This is a genomic window from Arthrobacter sp. ok909, from assembly GCF_900104405.1.
Classification (GTDB): Bacteria; Actinomycetota; Actinomycetes; order Actinomycetales; family Micrococcaceae; genus Arthrobacter; species Arthrobacter humicola.
Map to the genome: position 1 here is coordinate 15,179 of NZ_FNJS01000013.1, position 15,028 is coordinate 30,206.

Sequence of the window (15,028 nt, forward strand, 5' to 3'; positions counted from 1 at the left end):
AGCAACGCGGCCAAAACACACAGCCAAAAAATGGCAGAATGTAAGCAGTATTTATCCTGAGGAGATTTCAATGAGCAAAGCCACTATTTCCGCATCCACGTCCGCTGCTTCGACGGGCGTCTACGACGACGTCGATCACAGCGAAGCGCCGGGTCACGGCAACAGCCCGGCCGCGTGGACCTGCGTGATCGTGATGCTGATCGGCGCCCTCATTGCGTCCATCGCCTTCGTCATCGCCAACACGCCCGTCTTTATTGCCGGCGCAGTCGTCATGGTGATCGGCCTGCTGGCCGGCTGGGTCATGCGCAAGGCCGGCTACGGCGTCGGCGGCAGCAAGCTGAAGAACTCCGGCCACTGAGCGTGAGCGTTCTCGACGACATCAATGCCGGTGTCAGGGAGGATATGGAGACGCGCCAGCGCCTCGTCACGCTCGCGGAACTGAAGGAGCGCGCCGCTGCCGCGGCACCTGCCCGCGACGCCTGGGCGGCCCTGGGCGGGAACTCAAGCCCGCGGGACCAGCTCAAAGTGATTGCCGAGGTCAAGCGCCGGAGCCCGTCCAAGGGCCGGCTCGCGGACATCGCCGATCCCGCTGCCCTCGCCGCGCAGTACGCCGACGGCGGGGCCGCCGTCATCAGCGTCCTGACCGAGGAACGCCGCTTCGGCGGCTCGCTGGCTGACCTCGACGCCGTCCGGGCAGCCGTGGACGTTCCGCTGCTGCGCAAGGACTTCATGATCGACGAGTACCAGATCTGGGAAGCCCGTGCCCACGGCGCCGACCTGATCCTGCTGATCGTCGCCTCGCTCTCCGACGCCCAGCTGCGCGAGTTTACGGCCCTCAGCCGCGAACTCGGCATGAACGTGTTGGTGGAGACCCACACGGGCGAGGAAATCGAGCGCGCCGTGGCCGCCGAGGCCCGGATCATCGGCGTCAACGTGCGCAACCTCAAGACGCTCGACGTCGACCGTTCCGTCTTCGCGGACCTGGCGGGCGGGATTCCCGCCGGTGCGCTCGTGATCGCCGAGTCCGGGGTGCGCGATGTCCAGGACGTCAGCCACTACGCAGCCCGCGGCGCCAACGCGGTCCTGGTGGGCGAGGCGCTGGTCAGCGACACGACCCCCCGCGAACGGATCGCAGAATTCATGGCCGCCGGCGCAACGGCAATCGCCGCCCGCGCCTGAGGCAGGCCGGTCCGGGCGTCTGCGTCCGGGCCGCGAGCGGTACCGGGCCCGCAGTTGCCCGGACAACGAGCGGATCTCATGTGCAGATCCCCAAAGCTAGCAGTGGAACAGGATGGTGAGACTGATGGTCGATGCGCCAACAGCCGGCTCAGACGAAAGTGCCGTGGACGCGTTCCTGCAGGGCGACCGCCCCCAGGAACATCCCACGAAGGGCGAACCATCCCTGCGGCACGCCCCGGGACCGTACTTCGGGAACTACGGCGGCCGATGGATGCCGGAGTCGCTCATCGCAGCCCTGGACGAACTCGAGGACACCTTCGAGAAGGCCAAGGCCGATCCTGAGTTCATCGCCCAGATCGCCGACCTGAACAAGAACTACTCGGGCCGTCCCTCGCTGCTGACCGAGGCCAAGCGCTTCGCCGAGCACGCCGGCGGTGTCCGGATCTTCCTCAAGCGCGAGGATCTCAACCACACCGGCTCGCACAAGATCAACAACGTCCTGGGCCAGGCGCTGCTGGCCAAGCGGATGGGCAAGACCCGCGTCATCGCCGAAACCGGCGCCGGGCAGCATGGCGTGGCCAGCGCCACCGCGGCCGCCCTGCTCGGCCTGGAATGCGTCGTCTACATGGGCGCGGAGGACTGCCGCAGGCAGTCCCTCAACGTGGCCCGGATGGAACTCCTCGGCGCGACGGTCATCCCGGTGACCAACGGCTCCCAGACCCTCAAGGACGCCATCAACGAGGCCCTGCGCGACTGGGTCGCAAACGTGGGCACCACACACTACCTGCTGGGGACGGCCGCCGGTGCGCACCCGTTCCCGGCGATGGTCCGCTACTTCCACGAAGTGATCGGCGAGGAAGCCCGGGCCCAGATCCTGGACCAGACGGGCCGGCTTCCGGACGCCGTCTGCGCCTGCATCGGCGGCGGCTCCAACGCCATCGGCATCTTCCACGGCTTCCTCGATGACCCCTCGGTCAAGATCTACGGCTTCGAAGCTGGCGGCGAGGGCGTCGAAACCGGACGCCACGCAGCCACCATCACCCTCGGCAAGCCGGGCGTGCTGCACGGCGCACGGTCCTACCTCATGCAGGACGACGACGGCCAGACCATCGAATCGCATTCCATCTCGGCGGGCCTGGACTACCCCGGAGTCGGCCCCGAGCACTCCTACCTCGCCGACATCGGGCGGGTCAGCTACGAGCCCATCACGGACAGCGAAGCCATGGAGGCCTTCCGGCTCCTGTGCCGCACCGAGGGCATCATCCCCGCCATCGAGTCCGCGCACGCCCTCGCCGGCGCCATCAAGGTGGGCCAGCGGCTCGCGGCCGAGGTCGGCCCCGGGGGCAAAGCAACAGACAAAATCGTGATCGTGAACCTCTCCGGCCGCGGCGACAAGGACGTGGCCACCGCCGCGGAATGGTTCGACCTGCTGGACAAAGACTCACCCGAAGCCGAAATCGCCAAAGAGGGGGAACAGCTGTGAGCACCACCCACGACGGCGCCAACCAGGCAGCCGCACAGCACGCCAGCAAGTCGGCCGCCGCCATTGACCGCGCCCGGGCCCAGGGCCGGGCAGCACTGATCGGCTACCTGCCCGCCGGCTACCCGAGCGTCGAAGAGACCATTGCCGCCGGCATCGCCCTGGCCGAGAACGGCGCCGACCTCATCGAAATCGGCATCCCGTACTCGGATCCGGTCATGGACGGCCAGGTCATCCAGGCGGCCACCACGGAGGCCCTAGCGAAGGGCTTCCACGTCCGGCAGGTCTTCGACGTCGTCCGCGGCATCACGAGCAAGACCGATGCCGCCGTCCTGGTCATGACCTACTGGAACCCCGTGGTCCGGATGGGCGTGGACGAATTCTCCCGCAGCCTTGCCGAGGCCGGGGGAGCCGGACTCATCACCCCGGACCTGATCCCCGACGAAGCCTCCGAATGGATGGCGGCCTCGGACAAGTACGGTCTGGACCGCGTGTTCCTCGTGGCGCCCTCGTCCTCCCCGGAACGCATGAAGCGGACCGTCGAGGCCAGCCGCGGCTTCGTGTACGCCGTCTCCATCATGGGCGTCACCGGCGCGCGGACCTCGGTCAGCTCCGCGGCCAAGGACGTTGTGGCCGCCGCGCACGCCGCGGGCGCCGAACGCGTCTGCGTGGGCCTGGGCGTCTCCAACGCGGACCACGTCCGCGAGATCGCCGAGTACGCCGACGGCGTGATCGTGGGCACCGCACTCGTCGCGGCCATCCGGGACGGCGGCGTGGATGCGGTAGCCTCCTTGACGAAAGACCTCAGCACTGGCCTCGCCAAGGAAGAAGCGTAAGCAATGCAGTCAGTCCTCCACGCGGCGGCGATGATTCCCGCGAGCATTCCGAGCCCTAGCTGGTCCGGATTCGACATCCCGCTGCCGTGGGGGTCACTGCGCATCCACGCCTACGCCCTCTGCATCCTCGCCGGCATCGTCGCCGGCCTCTGGCTCACCTCCGTCCGCTGGGCGCGCCGCGGCGCGCCCGAGGGCAGCGTGTGGGACATCGCGATCTGGGCCATCCCGTTCGGCATCATCGGCGGACGGCTTTACCACGTGTTCTCCTCACCGGATGCCTACTTCGGCCCCGGGTTCAACGGCACCGGAGACCTGTCCCTGATTCCGCAGATCCAGCGCGGCGGCCTGGGCATCTGGGGTGCCGTCGTCCTCGGCGCCGTGGGCGCCTGGATCGGGTGCCGGCGAGCCGGGGTGAAGCTGAGCGCCTTCATGGACGCCGCCGCCCCCGGGCTGCTGCTGGCCCAGGCAATTGGCCGATGGGGGAACTACTTCAACCAGGAGCTCTTCGGCGGCCCCACCACGCTGCCGTGGGGGCTCCAGATCGACCCGAACAGCCCTAACTTCCCGGCCGGTATGCCCGCCGACACACTCTTCCACCCGACGTTCCTCTACGAGTCCCTGTGGAACCTCGCCGGCGTCGTGATCCTGCTGGCCCTGGACCGGAAGTTCAACTTCCGCCGCGGCCGCCTCTTCTGCCTCTACGCCGTCTACTACACCCTGGGCCGGGTGTGGATCGAAGCCATGCGGATCGACGACGCCGAGCAGATCAGCCTGTTCGGCATCACCACCCGGCTCAACGTCTGGACCAGCATCTTTGTCCTCCTCGGGGCCCTGATCGCCTTCATCCTCCTCGGGCTGCGCAAGCCCTCAGGACCGGACACCCCGTTCCTCCCGGGCCGGGAACCGGCGACCGAAACCGCCGACGTCGAAACCGCCGGGACGGCCGGGAAGCCTGACGCCGAACCGGCTCCCGACGCGGTCTCCGCCGTCGAAACCGATGCTGACGCCACTGCCGATAAAGCCACTGCCTACACCGTTCCCGCCGGCGCAACATCCATCCGCCATGCGGACACACTTGTCTCAGATAGTGAATCCCGTGGTAATCTCCGAGATAACCAAAGCGGACCAGGTCCCGCACCCGCGTCTGTCTCCGCACCTGCGGACGCAGATGCTGGCGCGAGCAAGGACTCCACCGGCGGCACCCAGCCCGCCACCGGAGATCCGGCAGCCGGAGTATCCGGCCGCCAGGCAACCGAAACCGCGCCGGGGGCCGAGGGCACCAAGTAACTCGGCACCGGCAGCTCGGGTTGCGGAGCCACCGCTCGCAGGACCCGACACCACAGCGTCGTGGCAAGAGGGAATGTTGTGGACAGCAGATAGGGGCTGTCCACGCAAGCCCGGGCCAGTACCTGCGTAACTGTTACTACAGAAGGCCGGGCTGGCCTACAATTCCAGTTAGAAAAACACTCTGTTGCGCCCATCACACCGGCGTGCCGAGTGGGGCCAATGTTGTCCCTCCCATACGCACGATCAGGAGGAAGGACGTCTCCAATGACCCAAACTCTTCACAGCCCCAGCTGGTCCGATCCGGACCAGCCGACGGCCGCAACGTCACCCTTCGCGCGTTTTGCGTCGATCCCGGCCGCGGCCGGGCTCTACAACCCGGAGAACGAGAAGGACGCCTGCGGCCTGGCCATCATCGCCACGCTGCGCGGCGAGCCGGGCTACGACATCGTCGACGCGGCCCTGACCGCACTGCGCAACCTTGAGCACCGCGGCGCCGTGGGCGCCGATGAGGGCACCGGCGACGGCGCCGGCCTCCTCATGCAGGTCCCGGACGAATTCTTCCGCGCGGTCACCGACTTCGAGCTCCCCGCCCCCGGCCAGTACGTCGTGGGAACCGCGTTCCTGCCCGCCGAGCAGCGCGAATCCGACGCCGCCCGGGCCGGAATCGAAAGCCTCGCCGCCGATGAGGGCCTGACCGTCCTCGGCTGGCGCGAAGTCCCGATCGTGGCCGACCTCGTCGGGGCAATGGCCCGGGCCTGCATGCCGCACTTCTCCCAGCCGTTCTTCGCCTCCAGCACCGGGGAAACCCTCGAGCGCAACGAGCTCGATTCCCGCGCCTGGCGGATCCGCAAGCGCGCCCAGAACAAGTTCGGCGTGTACTTCCCGTCACTGTCCTCGCGGACGATCGTCTACAAGGGCATGCTCACCACCGCGCAGCTGGAACCGTTCTACCCGGACCTTTCGGACAAGCGCTTCAAGACCAAGCTCGCGATCGTCCACTCGCGCTTCTCCACCAACACGTTCCCGTCCTGGCCGCTGGCCCAGCCGTTCCGCACGATCGCGCACAACGGCGAGATCAACACCGTCAAGGGCAACCGCAACTGGATGCGGGCACGGCAGTCGCAGCTCGCCAGCCCGCTGCTGGGCGACTCGCCCGAAGAGCTGTTCCCGATCTGCACCCCCGGCGCCTCGGACTCCGCCTCCTTTGACGAGGTTGCGGAGCTGCTCTGGCTCTCCGGCCGGCCCATCACCCACTCGATCATGATGATGATCCCGGAGGCGTGGGAGAACCACGCCACCATGGACCCGGCGCGCCAGGCCTTCTACGAGTACCACTCCATGCTCATGGAGCCGTGGGACGGCCCCGCAGCTGTGTCCTTCACGGACGGCAACCTGGTAGGCGCCACGCTGGACCGCAACGGGCTGCGCCCGGGCCGGTACTGGATCACCGAAGACGGACTCATCGTCTTCGCCTCCGAAGTCGGCGTGATCGACGTCGAACCCTCCAAGGTGGTCAAGAAGGGCCGCGTCTCGCCGGGCAAGATGTTCCTGGTGGACACCGAAGCCGGGCGGATCATCGACGACGCCGAGGTCAAGGCCGAGGTCGCCGCGGCGAACCCCTGGGCCGAATGGCTCAAGGACAACCTGATCGACCTCAAGAACCTCCCAGAGCGCGAGCACGTCGTCCACACGGCCGCGTCGGTCAACATCCGCCAGCGGACCTTCGGCTACACCACCGAGGAACTGAAGATCCTGCTCGGCCCGATGGCGCGCACCGGCGCCGAACCGCTGGGTGCCATGGGCTCCGACACCCCTGTGGCCGTGCTGTCCAAGCGCCCGCGGCTGCTCTTCGACTACTTCGTGCAGTCCTTCGCGCAGGTCACCAACCCGCCGCTGGATGCCATCCGTGAAGAACTCGTCACGTCCCTGACATGCGCGATCGGCCCGAACGGCAACCTGCTGGACACCAAGCAGGTCCGGCAGCCGCAGGTCTCGCTGCCGTTCCCCGTGATCAACAACGACCAGCTCGCCAAGATCGCGAACATCGAGAGCGCCGACGGCGACAAGGTCGCCATGAAGGTCCGCGGACTCTACCGCCCCGAAGGCGGCGAGCATGCCCTCCGCGCCCGCCTCACCGAAATCTGCGAGCAGGTCTCCGGCGCGATCAATCGCGGCGTCCAGTACGTGGTGCTCTCGGACCGCGACTCGAACGCCCAGTGGGCCCCGATCCCGTCCCTGCTGCTCGTCAGCGCCGTGCACCACCACCTGCTGCGCAGCGCCAACCGCACCAAGACCGCCCTCGTGGTGGAGGCCGGAGACGTCCGCGAGACGCACCACGTCGCCGTGCTCATCGGCTACGGTGCCTCGGCCGTGAACCCTTACCTGGCCATGGAATCCGTGGAGCAGCTCATCGCCTCCGGGGACGTCGTCGGCGTCACCCCGCAGGACGGCGTGTACAACCTGATCAAGGGCCTCGGCAAAGGCGTCCTGAAGATCATGTCCAAGATGGGCATCTCCACTGTGGCCTCCTACACCGGTGCCCAGACCTTCGAAGCCCTGGGCCTCGGCCAGGATCTGGTGGACGAGTACTTCTCCGGCACGCATTCCCAGCTCGGCGGCGTCGGCCTCGATGTCATCGCCGCCGAAGTCCTGGCACGCCACCGCATGGCCTACCCCGAGAACGGGATCGAACTGCCGCACCAGCCGCTGCTCGGCGGCGGCGAATACCAGTGGCGCCGCGACGGCGAACCCCACCTGTTCAACCCGGAGACCGTCTTCCGGCTGCAGCACGCCACGCGTGAACGCCGCTACGACATCTTCAAGGCCTACACCCGCGGCGTGGACGACCAGTCCGAGAACCTCATGACCCTGCGCGGCCTGCTGAAGTTCAAGGCCGGCCTGCGTCCCGCGGTGCCGCTTGAGGAAGTGGAGCCCGTCTCCAGCATCGTCAAGCGGTTCTCCACCGGTGCCATGAGCTACGGCTCCATCTCCCAGGAAGCCCACGAGACCCTCGCGATCGCCATGAACCGGCTGGGCGGCAAGTCCAACACCGGTGAGGGCGGCGAGGACGTGGACCGCCTGCTCGATCCCACCCGCCGTTCCGCTGTCAAGCAGATCGCCTCCGGCCGCTTCGGCGTCACGAGCCTGTACCTGTCCAACGCGGACGACATCCAGATCAAGATGGCGCAGGGTGCCAAGCCCGGCGAAGGCGGCCAGCTGATGGCGCAGAAGGTCTACCCCTGGGTGGCCCGGACGCGGCACTCGACGCCCGGCGTCGGCCTCATTTCGCCGCCCCCGCACCACGACATCTACTCGATCGAGGACCTCGCGCAGCTGATCTACGATGCCAAGCGCGCCAACCCGTCGGCCCGCGTGCACGTCAAGCTCGTCTCCGAGGTCGGGATCGGCACCGTGGCTGCCGGCGTCACCAAGGCGAAGGCCGACGTCGTGCTCGTTTCCGGACACGACGGCGGTACCGGCGCCTCGCCGCTGAACTCGCTTAAGCACGCCGGTGTCCCGTGGGAACTCGGCCTGGCCGAGACGCAGCAGACGCTCATGCTCAACGGCCTGCGCGACCGCGTGGTGGTGCAGGTGGACGGTCAGCTCAAGACCGGCCGCGACGTCGTGATCGCCGCGCTGCTTGGCGGCGAGGAGTTCGGCTTTGCCACCGCCCCGCTGGTGGTCTCCGGCTGCATCATGATGCGCGTCTGCCACCTGGACACCTGCCCGGTGGGCGTCGCGACCCAGAACCCCGAGCTCCGCTCACGGTTCAGCGGGAAGCCGGAATTCGTGGTGAACTTCTTCGAATTCCTCGCCGAGGAGGTCCGTGAAATCCTCGCGGAGCTCGGTTTCCGCAGCATCGAGGAGGCGATCGGCCACGCCGAGATGCTCGACTCCCGCGACGCGATCAACCACTGGAAGGCCGAAGGGCTGGACCTGGATCCGATCCTGCACGGCCTCGAGTTCGACGACGACGCCCCGCTGCGGAACCTCACCGGACAGAACCACGAGCTCGACAAGCACTTCGACCAGCGCCTGATCGCCATGGCGGCCGAAGCCCTCAGCGATCGCACCCCGGTCAAGATCTCGGTGAACGTCATCAACACGGACCGCTCGGTCGGCACGATGCTCGGCCACGTGGTCACGAAGACGTTCAGCACGGACGTGCTGGCGACGGACACCATTGACATCACGCTCAGCGGAACCGCCGGCCAGTCCCTCGGGGCCTTCCTGCCGGCCGGCATCACGCTGCGCATGTTCGGCGACTCGAACGACTACGTCGGCAAGGGTCTTTCCGGCGGCCGCATCATCGTCCGGCCGGACCGCACCAACGTCTTCCCGGCCGAACGCAACGTGATCGCCGGCAACGTGATCGGCTACGGCGCCACGAGCGGCGAGATGTTCCTGCGCGGCCAGGTGGGCGAACGCTTCCTGGTCCGCAACTCCGGCGCCACCGCCGTGGTCGAAGGAATCGGGGACCACGGCTGCGAGTACATGACCGGTGGCCAGACGCTGATCATCGGCCGCACCGGCCGCAACTTCGGCGCCGGCATGTCCGGCGGTACGGCCTACGTGCTGGACCTGCAGACCGAACGCGTCAACAAGCAGGCCCTCGAGTCCGGCGAGCTGCAGCTGCGCGAGCTCGACGCCGAGGACCGTGACATTGTCCATGGACTGCTGGTCAAGCACGTCGAGGAAACCGAATCGCTCAACGCGGCCCGGCTCCTCGAGAACTTCGACGACACCGCAGCCCGCATTACCAAGGTGCTGCCGCGCGACTACGCGGCTGTCCTGCAAACCCGTCTTGACGCCATCGAAGAGGGCCTGGACCCCGACGGCGAAGAAGTTTGGTCTCGAATCCTGGAGGTGACCGGTGGCTGATCCACGCGGATTTCTGAAAGTACGTCAGCGTGAAACCCAGCCGCGCCGTCCCGTTCCGGTCCGCATCATGGACTGGAAAGAGGTCTATGAAGCCCAGGAGAAGGGCGTCCTGAAGGCCCAGGCCGGCCGCTGCATGGACTGCGGCGTGCCGTTCTGCCACCAGGGCTGCCCGCTGGGCAACCTGATCCCGGAGTGGAACGACCTCATCTGGCGGGACAAGGGCGAGGAAGCGATGGAGCGGCTGCACGCCACCAACAACTTCCCCGAGTTCACCGGCCGGCTCTGCCCGGCCCCCTGCGAGGCGTCGTGCGTGCTGGGCATCAACCAGCCCGCGGTGACCATCAAGCAGGTCGAGGTATCGATCGTGGACCAGGCCTTCGAGAACGGCTGGGTCAACCCGCTGCCGCCGGCCCGACTGTCCGGCAAGACGGTCGCCGTCGTCGGCTCCGGCCCGGCCGGACTCGCCGTCGCGCAGCAGCTGACCCGCGTGGGCCACACCGTTGCTGTGTATGAGCGCGACGACAAGATCGGCGGGCTCCTGCGCTACGGCATCCCCGACTTCAAGATGGAAAAAGAGCAGGTGGACCGCCGGCTGGAGCAGATGAAGGCCGAGGGCACCCGGTTCCGCACCGGCGTGGCCGTCGGCACCGACGTCACGTGGGAGCAGCTGCGCCGCCGGTACGACGCCGTCGTGATCGCCACCGGCGCCACCGTCCCGCGTGACCTGCCGATCCCGGGCCGCGAGCTCGAGGGCGTGCACTTCGCCATGGACTACCTTGTCCCGGCCAACCGGGTGGTGGCGGGGGAGACCGTCGCGAACCAGATCAACGCCGCCGGCAAGCACGTGGTGATCCTGGGCGGCGGCGACACCGGCGCGGACTGCCTCGGCACCGCGCACCGGCACCAGGCCGCCTCCGTGACCACCCTGGCCATCGGCAAGCAGCCGCCCCTCGAACGTGCCGGCCACCAGCCGTGGCCGACGTTCCCCACCCTGTTCGAGGTCGCGAGCGCGCACGAGGAAGGCGGCGAACGCACCTACCTCGCCTCCACTGTCGAGTTCGTCGGAGAAAACGGCAAGCTCACGGGCGTCAAGGTCGCAGAGACCGAATTCGTTGACGGCAAGCGCCTCCCGAAGGCCGGCACCGAGCGGATCATTCCGGCGGACCTCGTCTTCCTGTCCCTCGGCTTCACGGGAGCCGAGCCGGCCGGGATCACCGAGCAGGTCAGCGCCGACTTCGACGGCCGCGGCAACGTAGCCCGCGACGGCTACTACATGACCAACACCGAGGGCATCTTCGTTGCCGGCGACGCCGGCCGCGGGCAGTCACTCATCGTCTGGGCCATCGCCGAGGGGCGTGCCTGCGCCGCCGCGGTGGACAAGTTCCTGATGGGCAGCACCATCCTGCCGGCCCCGGTGGCACCGACCGACCGGGCGATGGCCGTCCTGTAGCCCTCCGGTCACTGGATTTCGGTCATCAGGGATTCACACTCGCTTCAACTTCATCCATGCAACAGACCACTAGGGTAGGTATATGAGACGCGCTAAAATCGTGGCCACGTTCGGACCGGCAATCGCAAGCTTCGAGAACACGCTTGCCGTGCTGGAAGCCGGCGTCGACGTGGCACGCATGAACATGAGCCACGGCGACTACTCCGTGCACGACAACACCTACGAGAACGTCCGCAAGGCTGCCGGACAGCTCGGCAAGGCCGTGGCCATCATGGCCGACCTGCAGGGCCCGAAGATTCGTCTGGGCCGCTTCGTGGACGGACCGCACCTCCTGGAGGTCGGTGACACGTTCACGATCACCACCGAGGACGTTCCGGGCACCAAGGACATCTGCTCCACGACGCTCAAGAGCCTCACCGAGGACGTCCAGCCTGGCGATGCCCTGCTGATCGACGACGGCAAGGTCGCCCTGCGCGCCATCGAGGTCGACGCCGTCAAGGTCGTTGCCCAGGTGGTTGTCGGCGGCTGGGTTTCGAACAACAAGGGCATCAACCTGCCCGGCGTGGCCGTCAACGTGCCGGCTCTGAGCGAAAAGGACGAGGACGATCTGCGCTGGGCGATGCGCCGCGGCGTGGACATGGTCGCCCTGTCCTTCGTTCGCGATGCCTCGGACATCGTCCGGGTCCACGAGATCATGGACGAGGAAGGCCGCCGCGTGCCGGTCATCGCCAAGATCGAGAAGCCGCAGGCCGTTGAGCAGCTGCCCGAGATCATCGACGCCTTCGACGCCATCATGGTGGCCCGTGGCGACCTCGGCGTGGAGCTTCCGCTGGAGGAAGTGCCGATCGTCCAGAAGCGCGCCGTCGAACTGGCCCGCCGTTGGGCCAAGCCGGTCATCGTGGCCACCCAGGTCCTCGAGTCGATGATCGACAACCCGCGCCCGACCCGCGCCGAGGCTTCCGACTGCGCCAACGCAGTGCTCGACGGCGCCGACGCAGTAATGCTCTCGGGCGAGACCAGCGTGGGCAAGTACCCGATCGAGACGGTCAAGGTCATGGCCCGCATCATCGAATCCACCGAGGTTCACGGACTGGAACGCGTCCCCCCGCTGGGCACCAAGCCCAGGACCCGCGGCGGCGCCATCACCCGTGCCGCCGTCGAGATCGCCGACCAGCTGGAAGCGAAGTACATCTGTACCTTCACCCAGTCCGGTGACTCGGCCCGCCGCCTCTCCCGGCTGCGCCCGATCCGGCCGGTCTTCGCCTTCACCCCGGTGGAGCACGTCTGGAACCAGCTCGCGCTGACCTGGGGCATCCAGCCGGTCCTGGTCCCGATGGTGGGCCACACCGACGAGATGACCGCACAGGTTGACCGCAACCTGCTCGAGATGGACCTCGTCGAAGACGGTGACATGGTGGTTATCGCCGCCGGTTCCCCTCCCGGGAAGGCCGGTTCCACCAACATGCTGAAGGTCCACAAGGTCGGCGACCTGGCGGACGCCGGCAGCCACGGCGAGAACGCCGTGACCAAGGACAAGCTCGGCCCCTGGCCGGAAAAGAAGAAGAAGAACCGGCTCCAGGACTAGTTCTGAAGGTGCAGTTCTGAACGCTTGAACGCAAAAAGGGAGGATCCCCGCCGGTTGGCGGGGATCCTCCCTTCTTGGTGCTCTGTTGATTCGCAGCTTGCGGCCGCGGTTGTGCGGCCGGGCCGCGGCTAGTTGACCTGGTTGATGATGGTTTCGGCGACCTCGCGCATGCTGAGGCGGCGGTCCATCGAGGTCTTCTGGATCCAGCGGAAGGCTTCAGGCTCCGTCAGGCCCATCTTGGTGGTCAGGAGGCTCTTGGCGCGCTCCACGAGCTTGCGGGTGGCGAACTGCTCCTGCAGGTCCGTGACTTCGCTTTCGAGGGCCTTGATCTCCTCGTGGCGGGAGAGCGCGATCTCCAGCGCCGGGATGAGGTCCGCCGGGGTGAACGGCTTGACCACGTAGGCCATGGCGCCGGCGTCGCGGGCGCGCTCCACAAGCTCCTTCTGGCTGAACGCGGTGAGCAGGACCACGGGGGCGATCCGGGCCTTGACGATTTTCTCTGCGGCCGAGATGCCGTCCATGACGGGCATCTTGACGTCCATCAGGACGAGGTCGGGCTTGAGCTCCTCGGCAAGCTGCACGGCCTTTTCGCCGTTGTCTGCCTCGCCGACGACGTCGTAGCCTTCACCGCGCAGGATCTCGATGATGTCCAGGCGGATGAGAGTCTCATCCTCGGCGACAACAACGCGGCGCGCCGGCTGGGAAGTGGGGGATGACTCCGTCTGTTCTGACACGGGAACTCCTTGGAAAGGTACGGCGGGAACTACACCATCATAGGTTTCGTCCGCCGATGTACTTGGACCGGTTTGGTTCGATGCGGCGTCACTGGCGCGATTCTGGAATTCAGCCTATCTGCATGTAGAGTAATTTCGCGCACTGGAAGCGATCGCGTTGCTCACAGCACTGTGGTTGAGTGATTGTTACACTGGTGTACTCCGCGCCCGAGTGGCGGAATTGGCAGACGCGCCGCACTCAAAATGCGGTATCGAAAGGTGTGTGGGTTCGAGTCCCACCTCGGGCACAGTGTTTCCGCAGGTCAGTGGCTTTGTGTCTTTTTACTGTTGACAAAGCTTGACAAGCTGTAGATTTCGGGACTTGACCTTGCGACCGCCGTCTCCTCCGCCGCGCTCTCTGCGCTGGAGCAATGTCCTTCTCCGCGTGGCTACAATGACCGCAACCGGGTGGAAGCACAACCCTGTTGAACGCCCAATGAGACACCTAACTGCACGCTCCGCGAAGCAGCGATCGCTGATGCAGGAGTCGGCACCAGACGGACGAATAATTGGCCGGTCGGAGCGTGTTGATGAACCGTTCTCGGGATGCTCGCCGTTATCGTTGTTTTGTGACGACAGGACCAGACTTCCCGGACGAGGCTGCCGCTCCTGTGGTGCCGCTGCTCGACGCAGCCAAGGACTCGCAGTCTTCCCTCCCGGCTCTGACCAGCGTGGAGCGGGACTCATCCGAGGACTACACCGCAGAGCTGACACAGTTACCAAGGCCAGCGCGACTCTACACCCGCGAGGAAGTGCTCGAACGGTCCTCACCAGTGCCGAAGGTGTCCGGCATCTACGCGTGGTACTTCGATGAAGTGCCACCCGGCGTAGACGGGCGCGACTGCCACGCCATCGCTGAAGGTGCGATGCTCTATGTCGGCATCGCGCCTAAAGAGCCACCCAGAAATGGAACAACGCCGAGCACGCAGACGCTTTGGAACCGGCTCCGATACCACTACCGCGGCAACGCCTACGGTTCCACACTACGGCTGACACTGGGCTGCCATCTGGCAGACAATCTAGGCGTCGCGCTCCGCAGAGTCGGCAGCGGAAACCGGCTGACCTTCACGCACCAGGGCGAACGACAGATCAGCGAGTGGATGAGCCGGCACGCCCGCGTGACCTGGGTTCAGACGGATTCGCCCTGGCTGCCCGAAACGCACGCGATCAAGCAGCTGAACCTGCCGCTTAACCTTCGGGGCAACAGCCACCATCCCTACCACCCGACGCTCAAGGCCCTCCGTGCCGAGCACAGGACAACAGCGCGTGCACTTCCTATCGCGTGACGCCGGGCGCCCATCTTCATACAGACGGGAGGCGGCAGCAGGGAGATGCGGGCAATCTGGACGCCTCCCCCCAGGAGCCCGGCCATCAGTGGCATGTGACTTCCACAGCAGTGACGCGAAGTTTCCGCCCAAAGCATCGGAAGCCGCCTTCTGAACCACGCCTCCATCGTGATACTGAGCAAAGTTGACCGTAAGGGACACGACAAGGATGCCCCGCCGTGAAGTTCAACGAGCCAGTCCACTTTTGTCCGTGGGATTAGGTGACGATCGT

General features: G+C 66.7%; 10 protein-coding genes and 1 tRNA gene. 10 read left to right on the forward strand and 1 reads right to left on the reverse strand.

The genetic code is table 11. From position 1 onward, the window contains the following. Window positions 1-70: 70 nt before the first annotated feature. The 8 genes from BLR03_RS12185 to pyk all read left to right on the forward strand — a co-directional run bounded on the left by BLR03_RS12185 (window position 71) and on the right by pyk (window position 12,698). Complete coding sequence (locus BLR03_RS12185) at window positions 71-358, forward strand: HGxxPAAW family protein (RefSeq protein WP_091252899.1); 288 nt, start codon at window positions 71-73, stop codon at window positions 356-358. A gap of 2 nt (window positions 359-360) precedes the next feature. Further along, entirely contained in the window at window positions 361-1,179 is an 819-nt protein-coding gene (gene trpC / locus BLR03_RS12190) for an indole-3-glycerol phosphate synthase TrpC (protein WP_091252901.1), read from the forward strand. A 124-nt stretch (window positions 1,180-1,303) separates the two neighbouring features. Further along, window positions 1,304-2,662 (forward strand): tryptophan synthase subunit beta, encoded by a 1,359-nt coding sequence (trpB, locus tag BLR03_RS12195; protein WP_091252903.1) that lies wholly within the window; start codon window positions 1,304-1,306, stop codon window positions 2,660-2,662. Then, the gene (gene trpA / locus BLR03_RS12200) at window positions 2,659-3,495 is read left to right on the forward strand and encodes a tryptophan synthase subunit alpha (protein ID WP_091252905.1); all 837 of its coding nucleotides are present in this window, start codon (window positions 2,659-2,661) and stop codon (window positions 3,493-3,495) included. The genes trpB and trpA overlap by 4 nt, the downstream gene beginning before the upstream one ends. Before the next feature lie 3 nt (window positions 3,496-3,498). Beyond that, window positions 3,499-4,782 carry a prolipoprotein diacylglyceryl transferase gene (lgt, locus tag BLR03_RS12205; RefSeq protein WP_091252907.1) on the forward strand — a complete coding sequence of 428 codons (1,284 nt, stop codon included), beginning with the start codon at window positions 3,499-3,501 and terminating at the stop codon, window positions 4,780-4,782. Between the two features lie 264 nt (window positions 4,783-5,046). Then, entirely contained in the window at window positions 5,047-9,663 is a 4,617-nt protein-coding gene (gene gltB / locus BLR03_RS12210; protein ID WP_091252909.1) for a glutamate synthase large subunit, read from the forward strand. Next, window positions 9,656-11,113, forward strand: coding sequence for a glutamate synthase subunit beta (locus BLR03_RS12215; protein ID WP_091252910.1), 1,458 nt, complete (start codon window positions 9,656-9,658; stop codon window positions 11,111-11,113). The genes gltB and BLR03_RS12215 overlap by 8 nt, the downstream gene beginning before the upstream one ends. An 82-nt stretch (window positions 11,114-11,195) precedes the next feature. Further along, complete coding sequence (gene pyk / locus BLR03_RS12220) at window positions 11,196-12,698, forward strand: pyruvate kinase (protein ID WP_091252911.1); 1,503 nt, start codon at window positions 11,196-11,198, stop codon at window positions 12,696-12,698. Window positions 12,699-12,826: 128 nt separating this feature from the next. Here the strand turns inward: pyk and BLR03_RS12225 are convergent, their stop codons facing one another. Next, window positions 12,827-13,432, reverse strand: coding sequence for an ANTAR domain-containing response regulator (locus BLR03_RS12225; RefSeq protein WP_090581781.1), 606 nt, complete (start codon window positions 13,430-13,432; stop codon window positions 12,827-12,829). Window positions 13,433-13,637: 205 nt separating this feature from the next. Between BLR03_RS12225 and BLR03_RS12230 the strand changes: the two genes are divergently transcribed. Next, a tRNA-Leu gene (locus BLR03_RS12230) sits at window positions 13,638-13,719 on the forward strand. Between the two features lie 321 nt (window positions 13,720-14,040). Beyond that, the gene (locus tag BLR03_RS12235; protein WP_254788444.1) at window positions 14,041-14,757 is read left to right on the forward strand and encodes a GIY-YIG nuclease family protein; all 717 of its coding nucleotides are present in this window, start codon (window positions 14,041-14,043) and stop codon (window positions 14,755-14,757) included. Window positions 14,758-15,028: the final 271 nt, after the last annotated feature.